General features: G+C 50.5%; 23 protein-coding genes and 3 pseudogenes. 10 read left to right on the top strand and 16 right to left on the bottom strand.

Annotated features, from left to right (window positions below; genetic code table 11):
* Positions 1-87 precede the first annotated feature (87 nt).
* The 5 genes and pseudogenes from MKQ70_RS22050 to MKQ70_RS22030 all read right to left on the bottom strand — a co-directional run bounded on the left by MKQ70_RS22050 (position 88) and on the right by MKQ70_RS22030 (position 3839).
* The gene (locus MKQ70_RS22050; protein WP_248074415.1) at positions 88-1017 is read right to left on the bottom strand and encodes a hypothetical protein; all 930 of its coding nucleotides are present in this window, start codon (positions 1015-1017) and stop codon (positions 88-90) included.
* Positions 1014-1172 (bottom strand): hypothetical protein, encoded by a 159-nt coding sequence (locus tag MKQ70_RS22045; RefSeq protein ID WP_248074414.1) that lies wholly within the window; start codon positions 1170-1172, stop codon positions 1014-1016. The genes MKQ70_RS22050 and MKQ70_RS22045 overlap by 4 nt, the downstream gene beginning before the upstream one ends.
* Before the next feature lie 125 nt (positions 1173-1297).
* A pseudogene (locus MKQ70_RS22040) lies at positions 1298-2319 on the bottom strand (IS110 family RNA-guided transposase).
* A gap of 999 nt (positions 2320-3318) precedes the next feature.
* Positions 3319-3534, bottom strand: coding sequence for a YdeI/OmpD-associated family protein (locus MKQ70_RS22035; RefSeq protein ID WP_248074412.1), 216 nt, complete (start codon positions 3532-3534; stop codon positions 3319-3321).
* Positions 3534-3839 (bottom strand): DUF1905 domain-containing protein, encoded by a 306-nt coding sequence (locus tag MKQ70_RS22030; RefSeq protein ID WP_248074411.1) that lies wholly within the window; start codon positions 3837-3839, stop codon positions 3534-3536. The genes MKQ70_RS22035 and MKQ70_RS22030 overlap by 1 nt, the downstream gene beginning before the upstream one ends.
* A gap of 607 nt (positions 3840-4446) precedes the next feature.
* On the opposite strand from MKQ70_RS22030, the gene MKQ70_RS22025 reads away from it, so the two are divergent.
* The 9 genes from MKQ70_RS22025 to MKQ70_RS21990 all read left to right on the top strand — a co-directional run bounded on the left by MKQ70_RS22025 (position 4447) and on the right by MKQ70_RS21990 (position 15777).
* Entirely contained in the window at positions 4447-5163 is a 717-nt protein-coding gene (locus MKQ70_RS22025; protein WP_248074410.1) for a hypothetical protein, read from the top strand.
* Positions 5079-7556, top strand: coding sequence for a SusC/RagA family TonB-linked outer membrane protein (locus MKQ70_RS22020; RefSeq protein ID WP_248074409.1), 2478 nt, complete (start codon positions 5079-5081; stop codon positions 7554-7556). Before MKQ70_RS22025 ends, MKQ70_RS22020 begins: the two co-directional genes overlap by 85 nt.
* A gap of 138 nt (positions 7557-7694) precedes the next feature.
* Positions 7695-9308 (top strand): RagB/SusD family nutrient uptake outer membrane protein, encoded by a 1614-nt coding sequence (locus MKQ70_RS22015; RefSeq protein WP_248074408.1) that lies wholly within the window; start codon positions 7695-7697, stop codon positions 9306-9308.
* 44 nt (positions 9309-9352) lie between these two features.
* Positions 9353-10450, top strand: a complete 1098-nt coding sequence (locus MKQ70_RS39220; RefSeq protein ID WP_282456662.1) for a SusC/RagA family TonB-linked outer membrane protein — start codon at positions 9353-9355, stop codon at positions 10448-10450.
* 38 nt (positions 10451-10488) lie between these two features.
* A complete protein-coding gene (locus MKQ70_RS39215; RefSeq protein ID WP_308199124.1) occupies positions 10489-12150 on the top strand; it encodes a SusC/RagA family TonB-linked outer membrane protein in 1662 nt (553 codons plus the stop codon).
* A complete protein-coding gene (locus tag MKQ70_RS22005) occupies positions 12144-12440 on the top strand; it encodes a hypothetical protein (RefSeq protein ID WP_248074407.1) in 297 nt (98 codons plus the stop codon). The genes MKQ70_RS39215 and MKQ70_RS22005 overlap by 7 nt, the downstream gene beginning before the upstream one ends.
* Positions 12441-12454: 14 nt before the next feature.
* A complete protein-coding gene (locus MKQ70_RS22000) occupies positions 12455-14176 on the top strand; it encodes a RagB/SusD family nutrient uptake outer membrane protein (protein ID WP_248074406.1) in 1722 nt (573 codons plus the stop codon).
* A 69-nt stretch (positions 14177-14245) separates the two neighbouring features.
* The gene (locus tag MKQ70_RS21995) at positions 14246-14785 is read left to right on the top strand and encodes a hypothetical protein (protein ID WP_248074404.1); all 540 of its coding nucleotides are present in this window, start codon (positions 14246-14248) and stop codon (positions 14783-14785) included.
* A gap of 17 nt (positions 14786-14802) precedes the next feature.
* Positions 14803-15777, top strand: coding sequence for a right-handed parallel beta-helix repeat-containing protein (locus tag MKQ70_RS21990; protein WP_282457529.1), 975 nt, complete (start codon positions 14803-14805; stop codon positions 15775-15777).
* Positions 15778-15823: 46 nt separating this feature from the next.
* On the opposite strand, the gene MKQ70_RS21985 is transcribed toward MKQ70_RS21990, so the two are convergent.
* From MKQ70_RS21985 to MKQ70_RS21940, 11 genes and pseudogenes are all read right to left on the bottom strand, one after another.
* Positions 15824-16051: a hypothetical protein gene (locus MKQ70_RS21985; protein ID WP_248074402.1), complete on the bottom strand. Its 228-nt coding sequence runs from the start codon at positions 16049-16051 to the stop codon at positions 15824-15826.
* Positions 16048-16527, bottom strand: coding sequence for a hypothetical protein (locus tag MKQ70_RS21980; RefSeq protein ID WP_248074400.1), 480 nt, complete (start codon positions 16525-16527; stop codon positions 16048-16050). The genes MKQ70_RS21985 and MKQ70_RS21980 overlap by 4 nt, the downstream gene beginning before the upstream one ends.
* Positions 16517-17326, bottom strand: a complete 810-nt coding sequence (locus tag MKQ70_RS21975; protein ID WP_248074398.1) for an urease accessory protein UreD — start codon at positions 17324-17326, stop codon at positions 16517-16519. Before MKQ70_RS21975 ends, MKQ70_RS21980 begins: the two co-directional genes overlap by 11 nt.
* Positions 17244-17942 carry an urease accessory protein UreG gene (gene ureG / locus MKQ70_RS21970; protein WP_282456661.1) on the bottom strand — a complete coding sequence of 233 codons (699 nt, stop codon included), beginning with the start codon at positions 17940-17942 and terminating at the stop codon, positions 17244-17246. Before ureG ends, MKQ70_RS21975 begins: the two co-directional genes overlap by 83 nt.
* Before the next feature lie 12 nt (positions 17943-17954).
* Positions 17955-18620, bottom strand: a complete 666-nt coding sequence (locus MKQ70_RS21965; RefSeq protein WP_248074396.1) for an urease accessory protein UreF — start codon at positions 18618-18620, stop codon at positions 17955-17957.
* Positions 18617-19114, bottom strand: coding sequence for an urease accessory protein UreE (gene ureE / locus MKQ70_RS21960; RefSeq protein ID WP_248074395.1), 498 nt, complete (start codon positions 19112-19114; stop codon positions 18617-18619). Before ureE ends, MKQ70_RS21965 begins: the two co-directional genes overlap by 4 nt.
* A gap of 138 nt (positions 19115-19252) precedes the next feature.
* Positions 19253-20052: pseudogene (locus MKQ70_RS39210) on the bottom strand (urease subunit alpha).
* Positions 20049-20843 carry an urease subunit alpha gene (locus MKQ70_RS39200; RefSeq protein WP_282456659.1) on the bottom strand — a complete coding sequence of 265 codons (795 nt, stop codon included), beginning with the start codon at positions 20841-20843 and terminating at the stop codon, positions 20049-20051. The pseudogene MKQ70_RS39210 and the gene MKQ70_RS39200 overlap by 4 nt, the downstream one beginning before the upstream one ends.
* A pseudogene (ureB, locus tag MKQ70_RS21950) lies at positions 20840-21144 on the bottom strand (urease subunit beta). The gene MKQ70_RS39200 and the pseudogene ureB overlap by 4 nt, the downstream one beginning before the upstream one ends.
* An 84-nt stretch (positions 21145-21228) precedes the next feature.
* Entirely contained in the window at positions 21229-21531 is a 303-nt protein-coding gene (gene ureA, locus MKQ70_RS21945) for an urease subunit gamma (protein ID WP_248074393.1), read from the bottom strand.
* Positions 21532-21648: 117 nt separating this feature from the next.
* Complete coding sequence (locus MKQ70_RS21940; protein WP_248074391.1) at positions 21649-22092, bottom strand: VOC family protein; 444 nt, start codon at positions 22090-22092, stop codon at positions 21649-21651.
* Between the two features lie 521 nt (positions 22093-22613).
* Here MKQ70_RS21940 and MKQ70_RS21935 point away from each other — a divergent pair.
* Positions 22614-24506, top strand: coding sequence for a hypothetical protein (locus MKQ70_RS21935; protein ID WP_248074389.1), 1893 nt, complete (start codon positions 22614-22616; stop codon positions 24504-24506).
* The last annotated feature ends 69 nt before the right edge of the window (positions 24507-24575 follow it).

Here is a 24575-nt window from a genome sequence, read left to right as displayed (position 1 = left end):
GGATGCGGGAATTGGGTTGCTTGTCGTTCAACATAAAAAAGGCGACTGCAAACGCAGCCGCCTTCTTCTATATAAACAGTTTGAAAGTTAAATACCACCGGTGCGGAACATCACCTTCTCCACTACCACACCAATCTTTTTTACCGTACTGTTTCCGCTCGATAATGTTTTGTCGCCAATCACCTGGTCGTACAATTTGGAGTCGCCGGAACGAACGGCCTTCAGCAAAATGTACACCCCTTTTTTGTCCAGTTGCCCACCCTGCCAGTTTTCTACTACGCCACCGTTATCCCATTCAAATGCATTGAACCGGAAATCGCGGCCGTTCATTTTTACCAGTTTCTCAATCGGATCGCCCACTTTAATACCGAACGGCGATTTCCATTGAGAGTTCTCGCGGGTAAAAGAAACGATTTTACCGGTATCGCCGGCGAAGAGTATTTCGAGTTCGTTATCGGTGTCCGGGAACACATAATACGCTTTACCCAGATCGTTGCCTGCAAAATCCGTTGCGTTGCGTACGGCCACATTTTCCTTGCCGTACATATCGACCAGTTGTTTAGGCGTGCTTAGCTTAAACAGGTCGCGTACTTCCCAGTTGATGCCGTCGCCGGCTGCCGGGGTAGCGGGTGTTAACGCAGCGGCAGGTGTTTCCCCTGTGGATGGAGCCGTGGTCGTGGCAGTTTCAGTAGCGCCGGTAGCGGCGGGCGTTGCTGTTGTTGGCGCTGCGGCTACCACCGGTGCGCTCACACGACGCGGCAGTGTAAAAGTAACACCAGGCTTTTCGTCCAGCAGTGCTTTCAGCTGGTCTTTGTTCTTATTTACTGTATACGTAGCGATCGGAAATACATAATTAGATTGAATGTCCATCGCACGCAGGTTGGCGATGAGGGTCTGGCGGTTGCCGTTGCTGTACTGGTACAGGAACTTCAGCGTAGCGTCCAGCGCCGTCGGGTCTTTCTGCAGCTCGGTCATCGTTTTATCAATTTCCAGTCCGCCCGCACCGCTACGGCTCATCTGTTCGGTAATAAACCCAAACAGGAGTCGTTGGGCAACAGGTAACGCGCAGCCGCTTTCTGTGAAAAATCTTCAATGATCTGCGGGCTGAGTTTCGCTTGTGCGCCGGCCAGTAGGGGAACGATCAATAATACGAGTGCTAAAATCCTTTTCATTGCTTTGCTTTTATATGGTAATTGCCCTGCTCTAATTTAGGCAATATTCTGCCATTAAAACGGACAAAGCAGGGGGATTATTGGGGAGCCAGCCGAATCTCTCTCCTCAGCCGCCGTTGTGTTTTCTATGGTTTTTGCAAATTTTGGTAGATATAATTTTTATCGAACCTCGTCTGTTTTTGTACAACGGCTGTTATAGTTAGGACGATTTTGTTTCTTAAAGCGTTTATAACAAGCATCTTGTGTTTTCCTTCGGCTATTTTTCTCCGAAAATAATCCCCAAAGCTGTTTTTCATTTTGGTGGCTGTCAGGGCACACATGTGCAGGAGGCTTTTAAGCACTCTATTAGCTAAATGACTGACCCTGGCAGGCTTTCGCACGCTGCTGCCGCTTCGTCGTTCAAATGGAACAACGCACAATAACTACCTAGCTGTTTGCCCGATTTCACTTGCTTAAATCCATCGGTGTAGCAGATGAGGTGATAAGCGGTGATAGGCCCTACAGAAGGAACGCTGGTGATCAAGCTGACCTGACGGCGCATTTGGGCGTCCTCCTTAACCAGTTGGGCGATGTCCTCATTGATTCGTTTAAGATCGAGTTCAAGGCCCTGTATGCCCGCTGTGTATGCTGTGGTTTTAGGAACGCCACTCCAGTCATAGAAGGCTTTCTCTTCCAATGGCTGTTTGAGGGCCTTTAATACACTCAGTAATCTCCGACGCTGTGCCAGTAGTTGCTTAAGTGTGGTGATTACTGATATGGGTTTTTTCCATAGCTGCAACTCATCACTATGATGCTTAGCATAACGAGCGATGTCTAATGCATCTTTGGGATCGCTTTTCTTACGGATATCGCGGATGCTCCTTTTGATATTAGCGGCATTTTCCAGACTCACGGCTATTTGCTGGCTGTCCAGGTAATGAACAACGGCCTCATTATAATGCCCTGTATTCTCAATACAGATCAATAACTTTTTGATAGCGTTGCCCATCAGACTGCGAAGCCACTTTTTCATGTCAGCAAATCCTTTATTGCTTTGTTCAAAGCAGTTGCTGTAGGGGTACTTTACATCACCTGACAGCAGCACACAGATATCTATTTTGCTCTTGGATACATCTATTCCGGCAAAATGAACGAATTTTACACTCATTGGTTTTGTTTCTTTTGGGGACCCGCGAAGATCCATGAATAAAGCCAGTGAGATCAACCAGTTTGAACTTTCCCTAGACCTTTAATAAGCTCTACGTTTATTTTCTATTTGGGTTTTGTTCAAACCAGGCTACGGCAGGATTAAAACACAACCTGGGTTTTACCCTTGTCACTCTAAAAGTGCCTGCCGTAGTCCGGTTGACCTTACAGTTATCCACAATCTGCGTGTTAATTCACAAAAAGAAAAAAGAACCAAAAAGAAAAAGTTATAGTAGTAATAGTAATAATATCTTCTCTTTTGTTTCTTTTCACAAACCTAAAGGTCACTCCCTTCAGCGGCAGTATCACTATTCAAAAGTAGCCAACGGGCATCATCCAAACAGGCAGGTGGTGGTGAAAGCAGTCCAAAATTGTGGTGAAAGCGCTTCAAAGTGAGGGTGAAAATGGTAAAACCTCTATAATCCTTCGATGATCCCCGGTGATCCTTCGGTTAAAGTATGTCAAAGCCGCGTCCCGACCGAACAACACCGAAGGATGACCGAAGGATGGGGGAAGGATCGTCAATAGAAGGTGGTAATTGGCAAACCCATCTGTTGGTGGTAAACGGCAGCACTATCCTAAGAGGATCCTAAGACGATTGTAACTAACTGTAACTAAAATGTAACTGATCCTCTCTGAAACAGCAAGGTTTTAGTTACTATTCAGTAAGGATGGTCTTAGGATCGTCTTACGGTCCTAAGATGAACCAGCCTGAAACAGAAGGGTTTCGGCTACCGTCCGGTAAGGTGTCTGCCTGAAACAGTAAGGTTTCAGCTACCGCCAGTAAGGCGGGCTTAGGATCGTAAGCAGGTCCAACCTGAAAACAGTAAGCATCCCTCAAATGCACCTCCCCGAAACCATAGTAAAAGCAGGCATCTCCGGAAAAAAGCGTCTGAAAAGCTTGCTGAAAGCCACCCAGGCCCTTTGCCTGCCCTTTAACTGCCCTTTGCCTGCCCTTTCCCTAATACCCCAACTCGTCTTTCCGGTCCCGGAAATACCGGATCGTGGCGCCGTAATCAAACTTCCGGGACAGGCCGGTGACCGTTTGCGCGATCCGCTTCGAGCGGGTTTGCTCGGTTTTGGCGCTTTCTATCCATTTTATAAAATACTCCCGGTGGGAACGGGTAAGGGAGTTAAAAAATGCCAGCGCCTCAGGGTCGTCATCCGTGCAGTCCATCAACTCGGGGCAGGTAACCGGCGGCACCGGTCGTCTACTTCCAGCTGAAGGGTCAGTTTGGCGCCTTTTCGTTTACCGATGCCCTTTCGCATTCCGGCATTCAGGGGCATCATAAAGTCGCCGCCACCTACCGGCAACAGCGAAACGGCTTTAATGGCATATTCGTCCAGCAGGCCGCGTACTTTAAATGATTGTTTGCCCGACTGGAGCTTGAGCGCGAGCTCCGCGGGGATGATCACGAAGGTCCAGCCCGTCTGGTGTCCCTGCTGCTCAGCTTGTTGAATGGTGGTGGTAAATCTGATCATAATTTCAGTGCTTAAACTTACCATTTTTTACGCTGTAATCCCGCATGGACGTACTTTATCGATTAAGCAAGTGACTCAAGATAAGAATCTTATAAAATTTTTGCATTCGGTTGAAAAACGTCAACGTTATGTTAAAAAATGCGTATCTTGAACGCATAGAAAGGGAAGAATAAGTGTCCTTTTTACAACCAAAATCTGCCGCTAAGCAATGCAAAGCGGCATTCCACGAACAAGTATCAAATCGATTGCAATAGAACATCATAAATTTCACTAAAACTTACTGATCATCAGACTAAAAATGGATCATCAACTATAACTGGGAAACATCGGATAGTAAACGCATAACGTAAATCGATTGCAAGATGTAAAGTAACGGAAGGTCCGTGCCCACCTCGGGCCGGAAACCAACATGTAAACATTAAAACAGGAAAAAATCCAAGCAAAAAAAATGGGGAGAACAGCCAGTTGTTAGTTGTTCCGGGTAATAAAGTCACGTTATGAACGATCTCCGTGCGCTGCCTCATTGAGTATTTAAGAACATAAAAAAACTGAATTCCTTGCCTGGGAGTATTGTCATCAGACTTGTGTTTGGGGATTAGGGAGCGGTATGCCCGGCAGTACCAACAAAAATCCATCATTTAATAATACCACGTGCCACTATGAAGCTGTTTTTACAAAAAACTGTTCCTTACCGATTCTTCCTCATATCAGCGATGGGCATCGCTGTTATGCCGGGGCATTTGCAGCGGAACGCGCCGTTGCAGGCGCTGACCGCGTTGTGCTGTCTGTCCGGGAAGACTCGCTTAAATTTTACGGAGGCGTTCTGACCGATGACAAGGACGCGCCGGTCGCCTTTGCCACACTCAAAGTGCGACGCTCCGGCTACGTAGCCCAATCAGACGAAGCTGGTAATTTTAAACTGAATGGAGCAAAGGGCGATGCCGTTGATGTTAGCTTCGGCAAAGCGCTGCTCTCCACTTTTGTGCTGGGCGACGAAGCATCGCTTCGTTTTGTGATCAGCAGCCGTAACCCGGCGCTGCAACGTACCAAACCGGTGCGGCTCCTGTACGGCGTTGCCGCGCAACCACACCTCACCGCCGCTTCCACGCAGGCAGTGTATACGGACGATATCGCCCGTATGAATGTGACTTCTCTTAAAAATGCTTTGGTAGGACAGTTTGCCGGACTGCAAACCAATCAGTCATCGGGTCAGCCTGGTTACGATGAGGTATCGTTCCAGTGCGCGGCCGTTCGCCATTGGTACTGGTGGATGGTGTGGTGCGCGACATTACTTCTTTCGACCTGGAAGAAATTGAGTCAGTAACCCTGCTGAAAGACGCGCTGGCCACTTCGATGCTGGGTGTGCGTGGTTCCAACGGTGCGCTGCTCGTGACAACCCGTAAAGGTACACCTGCCAGGCAGGCGATTTCGTTCACCGCGCAAACGGGTATCCAGCAGCCGCTGGGTCAGGCCGAGCCGCTTAACGCGTACGACTACTCGCGTTTGTACAACGAAGCGCGCATCAACGATGGTCTGGCACCGGTGTATACGGCTGATGATCTGCAGAAGTATAAAGATCATTCCAGTCCCTACACGCACCCGGACGTAAACTGGCGCGATGCGGTGCTGCGTAAAAACTCCCGCTTCGACCGTTACACCCTGAATATTCGCGGCGGTAATAAGTATGCGCGCTACTTCGTGGCGCTCGAGCACCTGAATCTCACGGGCATCATGAAAACGCTGGACAGTAACACCTATAGCACCAATACAGAATCTAAAACGTATGTGATCCGCTCCAATGTAGACATCAACGTTACGTCTAAAATAACCACCGGCATTAACCTGTTGGGCAGGATCTGGATGGTAAACGAACCTGGTATTACGAGTCCGCAGATCGTAAGCGGTGTAATGAACACCCCGCAGAACGCGTACCCGGTACTGAACCCGAACGGTACGTTCGGCGGCACCAATCAATACCCGAACAACTTATGGATGTACACCGCCGGCAGCGGTTACCGCAATCTTTACAAACGCGATATCGTGGCGGACATGTACCTCAAACGTACGCTCGATGAAATTACCCCGGGCCTCTGGATCCGGGGTAAGGTGGGCTATTATTCCGCCGTAAACCAGTGGATTACCCGTCAGAAAAGCCAGTTATCGTACCGCATGAATATTTCACCCACCGGTGATACTTCTTACCAGCAATATGGTACGTTTACGGCGATGGGTAATAGTCCCAGCATTTCACTCACTACCCGCTCCGTGTACACAGAAGGTTCACTCGGCTACAACCGGGTGTTCCGCGATAAGCATGGTGTTGACGTGCTGGTACTCGTGAACAACGACACCCGTACAGTGGACAGCGACCTGCCGCTCACTTACATTGGCGGTGCGGCGCGCGTGGCGTACAACTACAAACAGAAATATGTACTGGAAGGTACCCTCGGTATCAGCGGCTCCAACCGCTATCCTCCGAACGGTAGTTACAAAATAGGCACCATGCCGGCTGTAGGTCTGGCCTGGAACCTCGACCGCGAAAAGTTCATGGATGAAGTGAACTTCGTGTCCGCTTTGAAACTGTATGCTTCTTACGGCAGAACAGGTTGGGACAGCCCCGGTTACTTCTCCTACATCCAGCGTTACTTCGATGGTCCGAACGTTTTCTTCGGTACCAGCGCAGGTAGCGTGTTATCCATGGTGGAGCAGCCGCTGGCCAACGTGAACATCACGTATGAAAAAGCGAAGAAGTTCAACGTAGGTATACAGGGTAGCCTGTTTAACAACCGGCTCGGTTTCACCGGCGAAGTATATGATAATAAGTTTTACGACCTGCTGATGGTGAAAGGTAAAAACCCCAGCATGCTCGGTAATACTTATCCCGAAGAAAACATCGGCCGTTACCGTTACAGCGGTGCGGACATCAGCCTGGCCTGGTCAGACAAGATCAAAGACTTTTCTTACTACATCCGCATGAATGGCGGTATGTTAAATACCGTGATGCAGTTCAATGATGAAGAGTTTCGCCCTTATCCCTGGATGGAGCGTACCGGCCGCATGATCGGTCAGCCCTTCGGTTACATTGCAGATGGGCTGTTCCAGTCGGATGCCGAAGCAAAATCTTCGCCGACCGTACAGGGATATGTTGCGCAGGCTGGTGATATCAAGTATAAAGATATCAATGGTGATGGTGTGATAGACCTGTTTGACATTGCACCGATCGGTGTGCAGAAACCGGTGATCACTTATGGCTTCAGCCTGGGCGCCAACTGGAAGGGATTTGACTTCTCCGCTTTGCTGCAGGGCGTGGCGAACAGGGATTACAACCTGAACAACAATAACTTCTACTACGAGTTCTATTCCGCAAGCGGATCGTTGCCCGGTAACGCGTTTAAACAGCACCTGGGCCGCTGGACGCCCGAAACGGCCGCTACGGCTACTTATCCGCGTTTGAGCGTTGGCACCAACGTAAATAACAAAGTAGCTTCTTCTTACTGGATGCGTCGTGGCGATTACCTGCGCCTGAAGAACCTGGAAATCGGTTATTCGATCCCGGCTTCCGTAATGAACCGCATCAAGTTAAGTTCCGCGAGAATTTTCGTGGGTGGTATGAACCTGCTCACCTTCTCCAACCTGGGCGATCTTGATCCCGAAGCATTGTACAGCGCCTACCCGGTGCAGAAGATGATGAACATGGGTATCAATATCAAACTGTAATTACATCAACACACAAAAAGACATTTATAATATGAACAGCAATGCTAAGATTTGCCTCTTTGTGTTAGGCATGCTGACAACCTGGACATCCTGTAAGCCCGTGGAAACAGAGCCACGCGACTGGATCTGGACGACCTGGTGTGGGACGCGGGCGATAAAAACGCTACCATCGCCGCCTGGGTGCTGAACGACGTATATTCGTACGTTCCCAGCGGCTTTAACCGCATTGGCGCCACCAACGGTACCGGCGACTATCTGGATGCCGCTTCCGGCGATGCCATTCCATCGCGCCCGAACGCAGCGATTGAAAACTATACCAACGGCAGGGTGAGCCTGAATAACAATCCTGATCCATATTGGGGCGCAAGTTATGCAGGCATCCGCCGTGCGAATATTTTCCTCCGCAACATTGACCGGGTACCGGGTAAAGCGGAAGTGATCAAATACTGGAAATCGGAAGCCCGCTTTCTTCGCGCGCTGTTTTACTTTGAACTGCTGAAACGCTACGGCGGCGTACCGCTGATCGGTGATACACTGTTCAGGCCATCCGACAACCTGCAGATCCCGCGTAATACTTTTGAGCAAACGTTGAACTATATCGTATCCGAATGTGATGCGATTAAAGACAGCATGCGACTGGAAACAGATGCTGCAGCTTACCCGGACAACGAATGGGGCCGTGCCGCCAAAGGCGCCGCGCTTGCACTAAAAGTACGTGCTTACCTGTATGGCGCCAGCCCGCTCTTTAATGGTGGCGGACTGGAAACATCTCCCGAAAGAAAAGCGCTGACCGGCTACCCTTCTTACGACGCTACCCGCTGGCAGAAAGTTGTGGACGCCGTGGCGGAGCTGAAGGCGCTGAACTACTATACGCTCACCGGCGTTACGTTCCAGCAAACGTTTACGACGAAGAAAAATAAGGATGTGATTTTCGCGAAACAATCCGGCAATAATACCCAGATTGAAACGAATAATGCACCAATGGGATACGCCGCACCGACTGCGAGCAACGGTTGGACCAGCCCTACGCAGGATTTGGTGGATGCGTTCCCGATGAACAACGGCCTGGCGATCACAGAAGCCGGTTCCGGTTACTCAGCAGCCAATCCTTATGCTAACCGGGATCCCCGTTTAAACCTGACTATCTTTTATAATGGCCAGCGTTGGCTGAGCCGTATTATCGAAACCTTCGAAGGCGGCAGGGACAAACCCGGCGGCATCGCGGTGCAAACCCGTACGGGTTACTATGCACGCAAGTTCATGGCCGACTTTACCAACAACACCACTTATACGAACCAGAGCCACAACTTCGCACTGTTCCGTTATGCGGAGGTGCTGCTCGCCAACGCCGAAGCTTTGAACGAGTTAGGCCGTACAGAAGATGCAGTGGCAGAAGTGATTACAGTGCGCCGCAGGGCAGGTATTGCTGCGGGTGCCAATAACCGTTTCGGTATCAGGGCCGCGGGCGCTGCCACGCAGGACTATGTGCGTGAGCTGATCCGCAACGAACGCCGCATCGAACTGGCTTTTGAGGAGCATCGTTTCTGGGATCTGCGCCGCTGGAAATTAGCCGGCCAGGTGTTGAATGGACCCGTGTACGGTATGAAAATCACCAAACAGGCCAACGGTACTTTCACGTATGAAAAATTTGTCGCTAATACATTGCGGTTCAGCGACAGGTTATATCATCTGCCTATTCCCTATGATGAAACCGCGAGAAACCTCGCACTGATTCAGAACGAGGGCTGGTAGTGTCTACGCTGTTATTTAAAACTGATTATACAAAAGCTTACGATATGAAAAGATTTTTATACCTCCTTACCATCTTGCTGCTGGGCGCAGGCGCCGCCATGGCTCAACAGCAGGTGTCTGGCGTGGTAAAAGATAAAGACGGTCCGGTGATCGGCCTCACCGTTATCGAAAAAGGTGTGCCTACCAATGGCGCCATCACCGATGTGGACGGGCAGTTCAAAGTGACCCTTCGCGGTACCAGTAATACGCTGGTGTTAAAAGGTGTAGGGTATCTCACTAAAGAAGTAACCGTAACCGGTGGCGTTATGAACCTCACCATTGAAGCCGATCCCAAGGCATTGGGAGAAGTGGTAGTACTGGGTTACGGCAAACAACGCAAACTGACGGTAACCGGCGCTGCCAGCGTAATCAGCGGCGACGAGATCCGTCAGAACCCTTCGGCCAGTATGCAAAACTCACTCACCGGTAAACTCCCCGGCTTCTACTCGCAGCAACGTTCCGGTCGTCCAGGGGCAGATGGCGCGGATTTCTATATCCGTGGCCAGAGCTCGTACAACGGTGTGAACACGCCACTCATCATGGTGGATGATATCGAGTTCTCGTACGAGCAGTTTGCGCGTCTCGATCCGAACGAAGTAGAGTCCGTGACTGTACTGAAAGATGCCTCTACCACCGCGGTATATGGTGTTAAAGGTGCGAACGGTGTAATGGTGGTAACCACCCGCAGGGGTAAGATCGGTCCGCCTAAAATTGTATTCCGTAACGAAGGTTCGCTGTCACAGCCTACCCGTATCCCGAAATACCTGGGCGCTTACGAAACCGCCAAACTGTACAACCTCGCCCGGAAAAATGATGGTCTTGCGCCGCGCTTTACCGACGAAGACCTCGAACACTGGCGCACCGGCGATGATCCGATCGGTCACCCGGATGTGAACTGGAAAGAAGTACTGTTCAAAGATTTCTCCAAGCAACTCCGCAGCAACCTCGATGTAAGCGGCGGTACCGAAAAAGTAAAATACTTCGTGTCGCTCGGTTACCTGTTCCAGGACGGTATGCTGAAACACTACACCGCCGGCGAACCGGTAGATAATAACTTCTATCACAAACGTTATAACTATCGTTCTAACCTGGACATCCGGTAACGAACACGCTGACCGCACGTTTCGACCTGTTTGGTAACGTGGGACAGATCAACCGTCCGCAGGTGGGCAGTCCGTTCAGTTATAACGACCTGTTTTACGATTATTCCAGCTTCCGCACCTTGTCGCCTTTCGCCTACAATATCTACAACCCGGATGGCTCCTTTGGCTACAGCAAATGGCAGCTGGAGCAGGGTAGCAGTTATAACGTGAACAACGTAGTGGGCAGGATGAGTTATTACGGTTACAACCGCGACTTCGAGAATAACATGAACCTGGTGACGAGCGCTACGCAGAAACTGGATTTCATTACGAAGGGCCTGCAGTTGAGAGGTACCTTGTCTTACGCTTCTTCCCAGACCAACTCCCGCAACGTAAACCGCGACCAGTTCCCGTCATTCATGTATGATCCGGCTACAGCAACTTATACCTCGCGCGATCCGAATATTTACCGTATCCGCCGTTTCTTCGTGAACTACAGTGCCGGTAATACCACGCGTAAATTAAACCTGCAGGGCTTCCTGGAATACGACCGCACATTTGGTGAAAAGCACCACGTATATGGTATGGCGTTGTTTAACCAGAGCACCAATATCGCGCAGAACAATAATGCGGATTACAACTACGTACCCAACAACTTCCGCGGCTTAACAGCAAGAGTGGGGTATGATTATAAAGACAAATACCTGGTCCAGTTCAACTCAGCGTACAACGGTTCCGACCTGTTCGTGGAAGGCAAACGTTACGGTTTCTTCCCGGCGGTGTCCGGTGGCTGGAACGTGTCTGAGGAGGCTTTCTTTGAACCGTTAAAGAAAGTCGTTTCGCACATGAAGATCCGTGGTTCTTATGGTGTGGTTGGTAACGACCGTATCGGTAACTTCAGCTACTATTACCGCCAGGTGTACAGCTCTGGTAACGGCGCTGGCGGGCAGACATCCTTCGGTTACCAGCACAATGGTTATACCGGCGTGGTGGAAGGTACGCTGCCTAACTTCGATATCAGCTGGGAAAAAGAAAGAAAAGCAGATATCGGCCTGGAACTGGAATTCCTGAAAGGAAAAATCACCTTTACCGGGGATTACTTCAATAACCGCCGTTATGATATTATCACCAACAGGGGCGGCATTTCTGCCATTTTTGGCCAGAGCCTCCCACCAACCAACTTTGGTATCGTGAGCAACAAAGGGTATGAGCTGGAACTGGTGGGCCGCGGTAATTTTACCAAAGACTTTTCCTTTAACGTAAGAGGTATTTATTCTTTTGCGAAAAACAAAATCCTGGAAATGGACGAACCGGCTGCGCTGTATCCCTGGCTGCAACAAACAGGACATAGCATCGGCCAGATCTCTACTTATAAATGGATCGGGTTTTACCAGGATAAAGCCGATATCGACGCCAGTCCCAAACCCCCGGTGGCTGCTCGTCCCGGTGACCTGAAATACGCAGACCTGAACGGCGATGGTATTATCAACGAATTTGATAAATCTTATACCGAGTATCCGAACCTGCCCAATACCACTTACGGTTTTCAACTGGGCCTGAATTACAAGAGCCTTTCGTTCATGGTATTGTTCCGGGGGTCGGCGAACTTCAATGTACGCGGTGTGTCCGAATCTATCCGGCGTTTTCGTCCAACCTGCAAGACCTGCACCGTTACTCATGGACGCCTGAACTGGGCGACAATGCCCGCTACCCGTTGCTGACGCTCGATCCGGGTGTGAATGCACCGAACAGTTATCCTTCTACTTTCTGGTTTGTGCGTGGCGACTTTATCCGCCTCCGGAATATTGAGCTGAGTTATGGGTTGCCCGACAGATGGGTGAAAAGGATCGGTTTATCCGATGTGCGCACGTACGCGAATGGCAACAACCTGATTACATGGTCCAAAGTGAACAAGCGTTACGAGTTCGATCCGGAGATCAGCTCCGCGACCGACCGTGTGGCTTATCCGCCGCAGCGCATTATTAACCTGGGTCTTAGTGTAACATTCTAAAAGGAATCAGAAGTATGAAAAAGATACATTATTTAGCTATAGCCGCTATTCTCGGTCTGGGCGCCTGTCAAAAGGCATCCGACTTCCTGGATAACAAGGTGGATGTAGGTTTGACCGAAGATGCCGTGTTTTCGGACAGTGCGCAGACCATCGCTTTCCTTTCCCGTATTTACTCCGATGCGCCGTTCAGTTTTGTGAAGGGCCGCGGTGCGCAAACAGAATATTCAACAGATGACGCAGAGTATAATCTGTCGAGCCCTACCAACCAGGCGGTGATCCTGTACAACGGTTCCGTGAGCCCGAGTAACGTGCCTGGCGATTTCTGGAGCACACCGTACGCCAATATCAGGAGGGTAAATCTCTTTCTGAAAAAACTGCCGAACGGCCCGCTGTCTGCCCCACTAAAAGCACGTATGGCCGGCGAAGCCCGTTTCCTGCGCGCCTGGTTTTACCACGAATTGCTCGCTACTTTCGGCGGCGTACCGCTGGTAGGGGATACCGTATTTACGCTGAACGAGATCCCGAACATCGGCCGCGCTACGTTCGAAGAAACGGTGAATTATGTAGTGAGCGAACTGGATGCAGCAGCAGGCATATTGCCCGCGCCGTCTGAATATGGTGAGCAGGATTACGGCCGTGTAACACGTGGAGCAGCGCTGGCGCTGAAAGCCCGTGTGTTGTTATATGCTGCGAGCCCGCTGTTTAACGGCGGCGGTGAAACAAACGATCCGGAACTGCGTAAAATTATCAGCTACCCTGAGTTCAGCGCAGCCCGCTGGCAAACGGCGGCAGATGCTGCCAAAGCAGTGATGGACGCCGGTTACTATGATCTGTATACAGATAATACCACCGCGCCCGGTTACGGTTTCTACTTTGTTTTCCTGAAACGGGTGCTGGCGCCCGAGTTTAAGCCGGAAATGATTTTCCTGTTTAACCGCCCGACGAACAAGGACTTCGAAGGTTTCTATAACCCGCCAAGCCGCGGTGGTTCCAAAACCAGTATGCCCACACATAACCTGGTAATGGCCTTCCCGATGAAAAATGGTAAACTGTACAATGAAGCCGGTTCCGGTTATGTGGCGACCAATCCGTACGCCAACAGGGACCCCCGTTTCAAGTATACCATCATTCATAACGACGCGCTGTATTACAACGCGACCGGCGCTTCCAAACAGAAAGTGAACACATCCAACGATAACAACCCGGATGGTTTTAACGATAACGCCACCGGTTATTATTCCCGTAAAATGTGTGATGAGAACATTTCGCAGAACTCCAGCTTTAACACCGAAAGGGGCTGGCCGCTGATGCGTTATGCGGAAGTGGTGCTCGGATATGCCGAAGCGCTGAATGAAGCCGGTCAGACTGCCCAGGCGTACGACCAGCTGAAAGCGATCCGCTTGCGTGCTGGCATTGATGCGGGTACCGACGGCCTTTATGGCCTGAAAGCCAACATGACACAGGCGGAAATGCGTACAGTGATTCAGAATGAAAGAAGAATTGAACTGGCTTTTGAAGATCATCGCTGGGACGATATTCGTCGCTGGAAGATCGCGATGGCAGTGAACAATGGATTTAACCTGCGTATGAAAATAAGCATGGCAACGAATCCGTACACCTATGAAGTGGTACCTTCCGTGCGCCGCCATGGTTTCAGGGAAGCGAACTATCTGTTGCCCATCCCTTATTCCGAAACAAGGAAAATGGATAAGCTGAAACAGAATCCCGGGTATTAATTTTTAAACAGATCATTTGTCCCCTGCCAGTTTGTTTTGGCAGGGGGCTTTTTTTTGTATCTTTTGCAGATGAAGTATTTTTTGCTCTTATGTTTTTTGGGCGTGGTGCTACAGGCGCAGGGCGCTACTTATTATGTTGATGCGATCAACGGAAACGATGCGGCTACGGGACTATCAGAAAAACAAGCCTGGAAAACCCTGGCCCGGGTAAATGCACAGGTGTTTCGTGCGGGAGATAAACTGCTGTTCCGTGCCGGGCGCATATTTGAAGGTAAGCTGAAACTGCAGGGAAGCGGCACCGCCGCGCAGCCCATTACGGTGGACAAGTATGGCGAAGGATATAAACCGCGCATACAGGGCAATGGCATTATGCCGGCGACCTTGCATTTGTATAATGTGGAATATTGGGAAATCCGACACCTCGACATCTCCAATACCGGCCAGGAACGGCAGTCGGGCCGTAACGGCGTGCTGGTACAGGCGCGTGATACCGGCACGTTGCATCATATTATTTTGTCGGAACTGGACGTACACGACGTGAACGGAAGTCTTTTAAAAGCCGGCGGCGCCGGTGCCGGCATCATGGTGCAGGCGGGGGACGTAATGTAAAATCGCGCTTTGATGAACTGATCATCGAGAAATGTACGATCCGGAATACACATCGTAATGGGATCACATTTGCCGGGCATTGGTCCCGGACCGACTGGTTTCCGAGCCTGCGGGTGATCGTCCGGAACAACCTGTTGGAGGGTGTTCCCGGCGATGGTATTGTTCCTATTGGCTGCGATGGCGCCCTGATCACCCATAATGTTATGCGTGACTGCCCGCGGTTGTTGCCGGACAGTGAGGCGGCGGCTGGCATCTGGCCCTGGAGCTGCGACAATACCGTTATACAATACAATGAAGTAAGCGATCATAAGGCGCCCTGGGACGGTCAGGGCTTTGACTCCGACTGGAACTGCCGCAATACGCTGATCCAGTATAATTACAGCCACGATAATGAAGGCGGTTTCCTGCTTGTGTGCGACGACGGCAGCCAGAAGATGCCGACCAGTGCAGGTAATACCGGAACGATCGTACGCTATAACATCAGCATTAATGATGGATTGCGTACCACCGGTAAACACGCCGGTTTTTCCCCGGTGATCCATTTACCCGGTCCGGCGCGCAATACGCAGATTTACAATAACGTGGTGATCGTTCCGCAACGCGAAGCGGGCATTGACAGCTCGCTGGTGGCGTTCGATAACTGGCATGGTTACCCGGACAGTACACTGTTCGCTAATAACATTTTTTACGCGTTGATGCCAATGGATTACCAGGCGGCGAAGGCCACCCGCATATATTACGATAACAATCTTTACTACGGAAAACATACCATTGCTTCGGAAGATCCGCATGCGGTAGCCGGCGATCCGCTTTTTCAGTCGGTGGTATGGGGCGGTAACCCTGGTTGGGAAGTGTTGAAGGGATTAAAGCTGAAACCAGCAACGCCGGCAGCGAATAAAGGAAGACCGCTTGTACGTGAGGCAACGAAAGATTTCTTTGGAAATAAAGTGCCGGTGGGGAAAGCGGTGGATATTGGGGTACATGAGTTTTAAAATAGTAACGCGCCCGGTCATTATTGATCGGGCGCGCTATTTGTGGCTACCATTCCCAGAACACCATCCCCGCGCCGCATATCGTGATACTGGCCCCGCCAATGGCGTGCATGTATCTTTCCATTTTCCCGTTCTGTAAAAACGATAACCCGTAATACCCCAGCAATACCATACCTACCATGGTGATCAATGTAAACAATGTGAATACCCCTGCAATAAACAACACGCCGGATGCCGACTGCTGTACCGCCTGCGAAGTAAGCAGGGGAATCATCGGCTCGCAGGGGCCCAGTACAAAAATGATGAACAGTATCCGGGTGTTACTTTGGTGCGCTGTTGCGGATATACAGGTGATTCGCCGTGTTTGTGCTCATATACGTATACAGCGTTGTCATCGTACACGTCGAAGTGTTTGTGGGGGCGGTTTAAGTAGGCCTGCCGGATGCCATACAGGAAATATAGCGCACCGAAGATCAGCAACGCCCAGGCGGCGATGCCGCCACGAACATCTTCGAGGCCGGTTAGTCTTTTTAACTGCCAGCCCAATGCCACGCCTATTGCCCCCAATGCAATGGAGCTGCCCACATGTCCGAGCCCGCAGATGAGCGTCCATCCGACGGTGCGGCTGACAGACCAGTTCCGGGCTTTGGAGAGGGCAATAAATGGTACATAGTGGTCGGGGCCGGTAACGGTGTGCAGGCAACTGACACCGATGGCTGCGATGGCGATAGCTACGATTTCAGCGTTCATGTGTAATATCTTGTGTAAGTTGAATGATCTCCCCTGTCCAGATAGCGGCGGCTATGTGTTGAAGACAGTCGTATAACTGTTCGCCGCCCTGCGCCAGCATTCTCGCTACTACGGCGGGGCCTGCGGCCCTGGTTACGCCGAAAACAACATTGTCCGGCACCAGTGCCCGGATGTTGGTTTCGTACAAATCGGCGCCCGGGGTTGTATCAACATAAATAAAAGTGGCCTGGTGGGTAAAGCCTTCCAGTTGTCCCATGGCGTCCGGCGGAATAAGGCCGGGGGCCATCAGCTGGTTGTCTTTCAGGAACAGGCCGCCATCCAGGTAAATCTCCGTCAGGTTTTTCAGCAGTCTGAACTGAAACACTTCTCCTGAAAGTTTTCGTCCGCAGGTAACGATTTCGCCCCAGAGTAGCCTGCAGTTGGCGCCCAGGAATATTTTATTGTGCGCCCGGAACACGGCATCCTTATGCGGCACCAGCGGATGTGGGATGTACGAAAGCATAGCGCCTTCATCCATCGTTACCTGCATACTTTGCCGCGCTTCCTGTTCCATCTGGAAAATACGCTGGTACGATTGTGTTTGCAGTTGCAGTTTAGAACCGGCTGCCAGGTGTAATTGCAGGTCGTACACATCACCATCCAGGATGCCGGGCGATGAACTCATCAGCGTCAGGTACAGCGCGGGGTCATGGCGATCAAGTCCTACGTCCGCCAGTTTAAAAGGGCGGGTATAGAAACTTTCCTTCAGGTAAGTTTTGCCGTTCCGCACGCCGGTCGATATTTTCAGCTCGTTGATCATCCTTCGGCGCCTTCCAGCAGTGCATGTTTTTTAATCCGGTAATGACTTGGTCCAGGCCCTCGAGGCTCATCAGGTTGGTGAACAGGAATGGCCTTTCACCACGCATTTTGCGCGCGTCGCGGTCCATCACGCCGAGGTCGGCATGCACGTAAGGCGCGAGGTCAATCTTGTTGATGACCAATAAATCGGAGCGGGTGATGCCGGGGCCGCCTTTCCGCGGGATTTTATCACCTTCCGCTACATCGATTACGAAGATGGTCACGTCTGCCAGGTCGGGACTAAAAGTAGCGGAGAGATTGTCGCCGCCGCTTTCAATAAAAATGATCTGCACATCCGGGAAGCGTTCGGCCATTTCGTCCACCGCTTCCAGGTTCATGCTGGCGTCTTCGCGGATCGCCGTATGCGGACAGCCACCTGTTTCCACGCCAATGATCCTTTCGGCAGGCAGCAGGCTATTACGCGTCAGGAATTCCGCATCTTCCTTTGTATAAATATCATTGGTGATCACACCAATACTGTAATCCGCCGTCATATGGCGCGAAAGCCGTTCTATCAGGGCCGTTTTACCGGAACCCACCGGACCGGCCACACCTATCTTTATATAATTTCTTTCCATGTTAGTTTGATATTATGACATGTATAACCGTGAATACAACTGCTCGTGCTGCATGCAACGGATATCGAACCCGGTATTGCAAAGCCCCGTCATGGTTTCGTCTGCCTGCATGGTGGCTGTCGCCAGTTCGTTCAGTAGTGGCTGTAAGCGAAACAGAATATCTTGTCCGTCGAGCTGCCCAAGCGGCACTAACTTTACGTTATTCGTCACCATGCCTACGGCTGCATTGTAGTAAAAAGAGAGCAGCGCTTCTTCCTCCGGGATGCCGAGCAGGCAGGCATACATGCCGAATGCGATACAGTAGTGCAAAGCGGTTAGTTGCTTTACCAGTTCAAAAGATTGTTGCCGGCTGAAGATCTTCATCAACCTTAACCCCAGTTTCTGGCTGGCGATGCGGATTTCTTTCGGCGTTTTGAGGGCCGTACATTCCTCATCCAATTGCTTCAGCCGCTGCACATCGTTTTGCGCGGCTGCCTGGTAGGCGAAGTGTACGAAGGCTCCGTCGTTGTATTGAAGGTTATACTGCAGCATGTTGCGCACAAATGCTTCCGCAGTGACTACATCGTGCACGATCCCCTGTTGTACGTAGGTTTCCAGTCCGGCGGAATGCGTATAACCGCCAATGGGTAACGTAGGGTCGGAGAGGTGCAGCAGGCTGCCCAGGTAGTGTGCACTCATTTGGATGCCAGGTTCATGATTTTAGAAAATAACGTGCTGCCACCGTGATTGTGCGGCGTCACGTTCGACTTCAACATATTCTTCAACTGCCGCTCTTCCTTTACAGGAGCGAATCCTGCGGCCTGCAGCCAACGGAACAGCGGTTCTTCATAAGGAATCAATACCGCTTCCTCCTGTAAAAAAATGGGAAGATGTTTGTTGCCGATCTCATAACATACCGTGCCCATTTCCAACATGTCTTTCGGCCGGATAACAATGGCTTCGCAGGGTAAAATGTGTACGGCGATGATATGGTCATCGTCCATATATAATATATCTCCCTGTTCGAGCCGCTGGCCTTCCTGCAAAAACTTGATCGCTATTTCGCGGCCGCTTATCGAACGAAGGCGTTGTATGCGTTTAGCCGCGTCGAACCATTCGATGTGCAGTTCGTCTATTTGCCGTCCGCCGGTATTTATGCCCGACAGGTGGCCTACTTTCTCACGGATCAACATATACTTTTCTTTAAAAGAGGAAATACCTTTGCGCCAGTGCTACTTCTTTAGCAGGCTCGCAGGTGATTTTAACACCGTCTACTTTCACCTCGTAATTCTCGGGGTTCACCGATATTTCAGGTGTCTTATCATTATGGATCAGGTCTTTTTGCCAATGTTGCGGCAGTCGCTCACCGGCAACAGTGTTTTCTGTAACCCATATTCCGCTGCAATATTATTGTTGATGCCTGCCTGCGATACGAACGTAACGCTGCTATGCAATGCTGCTTTACCGTGTGCACCAAACATATGCCGGTAGATCACTGGTTGCGGCGTTGGGATGGATGCATTCGGATCGCCCATGCGGCTGGCGGTAATCATGCCGCCTTTGAGGATCATTTCTGGTTTTACCCCGAAGAACATCGGTTTCCACAAAACGATGTCCGCCAGTTTGCCCGGTTCAATAGAACCAACGTGTTTGGCGATGCCCTGGGCTATAGCGGCGTTGATCGTGTATTTGGCAACGTAACGTTTTACGCGGAGGTTATCATTGTCTTTGCCCTCATCTTCCGGTAATGCGCCACGCTGTTTCTTCATCTTATCCGCTGTTTGCCAGGTGCGCGTGATCACTTCACTTACACGGCCCATGGCCTGCGAGTCGGAGCTCATGATGCTGAAAACGCCCATGTCGTGGAGGATGTCTTCCGCGGCGATGGTCTCCGGCCGGATTCGTGAATCTGCGAAGGCTACGTCTTCGGGCACCCGTTTATCCGGTGGTGACATACCATCAGCATGTCGAGGTGTTCGTCGATGGTATTTACGGTATAAGGACGGGTTGGATTCGTGGAGGCAGGTAATACGTTCGGATACTGTGCCGCGCGTATAATGTCCGGTGCGTGACCACCGCCCGCGCCTTCGGTGTGAAAGGTGTGAATCACGCGGCCATTGATGGCGTTCATCGTGTCTTCCAGAATCCGCCTTCGTTCAGCGTATCGGTGTGAATGGCGATCTGCACATCCATTTTATCAGCTACCGTGAGTGCAGCGTCGATAACGGCGGGGGTGCTGCCCCAGTCTTCATGTATCTTGAGGCCCAGCGCGCCGGCTTCGATCTGTTCTACGAGCGGACCTTCGGTAGAGCAGTTGCCTTTTCCGAAGAAGCCGAGGTTCATCGGGTATGCTTCGGCCGCCTGTAGCATGCGCATGATGTTCCATTTGCCCGGCGTTACGGTGGTGGCACTGGTACCATCGGCAGGCCCTGTGCCGCCGCCGATCATGGTGGTGATGCCGCTGAACAGTGCATGGTCGATCTGTTGTGGGCAAATAAAATGAATATGCGTGTCGATGCCACCGGCGGTCGCAATCAGGTTGCTGCCATTATGTACTTCGGTGGCGGCGCCAATGATCATATTTGGATGCACGCCGTCCATTGTATCGGGATTGCCCGCCTGGCCAATGCCCACGATCTTTCCGTCTTTAATGCCGATATCTGCCTTCACAATACCCCAATGGTCAATAATGATCACATTGGTGATGAGGAAGTCCAGCACACCTTCTGCGCGCAGTGCGGTACTGGATTGCGCCATACCATCGCGTACACTTTTACCGCCACCGAATTTGCATTCGTCGCCGTATACGTTATAATCCTTTTCAATTTCGATGATGAGGTCCGTATCGGCCAGCCGTACGCGGTCGCCCACAGTGGGGCCGTACATGCCGGCATATTTTGCTTTGGATATCTTCAGGCTCATGTGGTCGTGTTTTTAAAGTGTTGGGCGCTTACTTTTTCCATGGCTTGCTCTTTCGCCGCAGGCGTAGTAGTGTCGCCATTAGCCAGGTTCGAAAAACCGATGGCTTTGCGATGGCCGCCGAAGGCCACCAGTTCCACTTCTTTTGTTTCGCCGGGTTCAAACCGTACTGCGTTGCCGGATGGAACATTCAGCCGCATCCCGAAGGCCTTTTCGCGGTCGAAGTCCATCATCTTATTCACTTCAAAAAATGGAAATGAGAGCCGATTTGCACGGGGCGGTCGCCGGTATTTACTACCTGCAGCTTTACGGTGGGCCTGCCCTCATTGGCGATAATGTCGCCGGGCCTTAAAAATACTCTCCTGGTATCATGAGCAAGTAATTTGCGTTAACGGATAGGATGGTGAACGGTCACCAGTTTGGTGCCGTCCGGAAAAGTGGCTTCTATCTGGATTTCATGGATCATTTCGGGCACTCCTTCCATCACCTCATCACGGTGCAGTACCGTAGCGCCATATTGCATCAGTTCCGCTACGCTCTTCCCGTCACGGGCGGCCTCCTGCAAATGGCTGCTGATGTACGCCACGGCCTCCGGGTAATTTAACTTTAGCCCACGTGCCTTCCTTTTAGCCGCCAGTTCGCCTGCAAGGAACAAAAGCAGTTTTTCCGATTCCCTCGGTGTTAAGTGCATGATGATTTATTTTATATGTTGATTTTCTTTGCTTAAGATAGGAAAAGTAGAAAAAGCGGGTAAAAAGTGCTGTTAAATGAAAATGACGAAGCTATTTTGCTTCGTCATTTCGTATTTCTAATATTTATCATCATTGATTTCTATCCAGTAACCATCCGGATCTTTCAAATAAATCTGTTTTACACCATCCACCCGTTTGGTGACGGTTTTAGGCTCGCCGGCCCAGTTTTCATAATAAATCTGGTGTTTGTCGAGCAGGTCGATCAATCCTTCCACGGACGGAACAGAAAAGCAAATATGACTGTTTTTGTCGTGCTGCGTGATCGCCTTGGCGTTCTGGATCAGGTGGAGCTGACTTTGCTCACTGATCCGGAACCAGGTATGTTTACCATCGTGAAACGGCTCCGGGATGGTGTCGATGTGCATGATATCGCGGTAAAATGCGGTGGCTTTACCGAGATCATACACCGACAGCGCAATGTGGTTCAATACCGGTTTTTTCTGCGCCATGCCGGTGAGCGTGGCGGACAGGAGGGCGAGGAGGAAAGCATATTTTTTCATAACATCGAAAAGATACAAAAAGACTGTTTAAGAAGATACTATCTTTCTTTTGGCATAAAGCAGTCAATACAACGATGCTTTTCGTTTTACGTTCCAACGCCGCTGCCGGCAGTGCTACAAAAGCCCGATGCCAATGCGACGGTGCGCGATTATTTTTAACTGTACTCCTTAAAATTTGTCATCGCTTGATTATCACACAATAGCGCAATTTTGCCGCAGTTTAACCCTACTCATTTTTAAGTAATTTGCCAGATCGGGATAAAAAAACATGTTTAAACATTTGATAAATAAAATTAATATTATACATTTGTTGTATGTAAGAGTTCGATGGTTTTCTAGGATTTGAAATTTTTAAAAGACACTTAAACGAGCATGGTCCTGAAAAGCAGGGGCAAAGCACTGAGCAGCACCGAGACTATCCCGATTTCCTGAACCCTTGGTTTTTGATCATCCTATTGCTATTCCCGATTATACGATAATGTGAACTGATAATATATTATATACCTATTTATCCTATTACTATGAATAATCCTTTACGTACTGCCGTACGCGTGCTCTTCGCGTCCGGACTTGTCCTCGCCGCTTCCAACCTGCAAGCGCAAATGAAAATAGGCGACCGGCCTTATGTTATCAACAAAGCTTCCGTACTCGAATTGGAAAGTGACCGTCAGGGTCTGTTACTGCCGCGTGTACAACCGGGCATGCTTACGAGCGCTCCGTTAAATGCCGCTCCCGATGGTATGATCGTGGTAGTAGAAAATGCTACTAACCAGGACCAGGTATTGTACCTGCGTAAAAATGGCGCCTGGGTAAGAATGGCATTGCTCGACGAGTCAAACTCCAACTGGAGCCGCAATGGTAACGTAGTAGGCGCCGGTGAATTCTTTGGTTCCACCAACGCAGCCGCCTTGCTGTTCAGGACTGACAATGTAGAACGTATGGCTATCGACGCTACCGGTCGCGTAAGCATTGGTTCCATCACACCTACAGAAATTTTTAACGTTGCCGGCAATGCCAACATCGACGGTAATGCCCTGATCTCCGGCGCTATCAGCGCAGCTTCTGCCGGGATCACAGGTGCAGTAACCGCGGGTTCTGCCACTGTTTCCGGTACAACTACGACTAATGTATTGTCTGTAGGAACTAATGCTACTGTTACCGGTACCACTACTACTGCAGGTTTGTCTGCTACCGGTGCGGTAAACATGAGCGGTCTTGCGGATAACACAACTTATGTAGATGTATTGGTAATTGACCCAACGACAGGCGTGGTGAACCGTCGCAAAATGTCTGCTGCTGCTTTCAATAATGCTATTTCTACCATGAATGGCTCAACAGAAGCAGATCAGACTTTGGTAACTGGTTCTACTGGTAACGATTTCAACATCGCTTCTGTAGCTGGCGTACACACCTTTAACATTCCCACAATTGGTGCTGGTGTTAACCGTGGTCTGATCACCCTGGCTGACTGGCAGAAACTGCAGGACGCTCAGAAACAACTGACCGTTAACGCATTCTCTACAGCTTCCGACGCAAACGGTCTTTCTATTGGTGGTGCTGATAATAATGAACTGACCCTGCACCCTGCCGATGCAACAAGGCCGGGTGGTGTGTCTGTCGACGCACAAACGTTTGGTGGTGCTAAAACATTCGCTGCTAAAGTAACAGCCAGCGCTGGCTTAGAAGTTACCGGTGCAACGATGTTGAACAACGCCACTGAAATTGCCGGTGCTTTAACGCTGAACGCGGTGGATCCAACTGCGGCTACAGGCCCTTATAAATTCCTCCTGCAGGGTGCGAGCGGCCTGGTAGAATCACGTGCTGTCGACATCGCTTCCCTGGAAAACGGTGTTAACAGGATCGGCGCCAACGGTACTTTTACTGCCGGTCCGGATGTAACTTTCGGCACGGCTACTACCGGCACCGACTTCAATATTTCTGTTGATGCGACCAACAAACTGGTCAACTTCAACCTGCCGAACGCTAATGGCGTTGCGGGTGCAGAGGTTCGCGGTGTGGTTTCTACCAGCGCGCAGTCTTTCGCCGGTAACAAAAGCTTTACCAACAACTTAGCCATTGGTACTTCAGCGGCTCCTAACTCTACCCTCCAGGTAGCTGGTTCTATGTCGCTCGCCATCAAAACTGTTGACGACGCTTACACGCTGAACGACCTGGATAATACTGTACTGGTAGACGCCAGCACCAAAGATATCGCTATCGGTTTACCTGCTCCGGTTAACGGGCGTGTATACACGATCAAAAAGATCGGTAACGGTGGTATCGACAACGAAGTAGTAATTACACCTGCCGGCAGTGCGCTGATCGATGGTGGTCCAAGCGTAACCATCTACAACGACTGGACTTTCATTACCCTGCAATCTGACGGAACCAACTGGTTCATCATCAGGAAATAATTGATGGAGAACAGCAGGAGACTTGTTGTACAAATGCTCCTGCTGTTCTTCTTTATTTTGATGCGTTGC

The sequence above is a fragment of the Chitinophaga sedimenti genome (assembly GCF_023156195.1).
Taxonomy (GTDB): Bacteria; Bacteroidota; Bacteroidia; order Chitinophagales; family Chitinophagaceae; genus Chitinophaga; species Chitinophaga sedimenti.
Note: the sequence above shows the minus strand (reverse complement) of the source record. Positions and strands in the feature narration are given on the sequence as shown.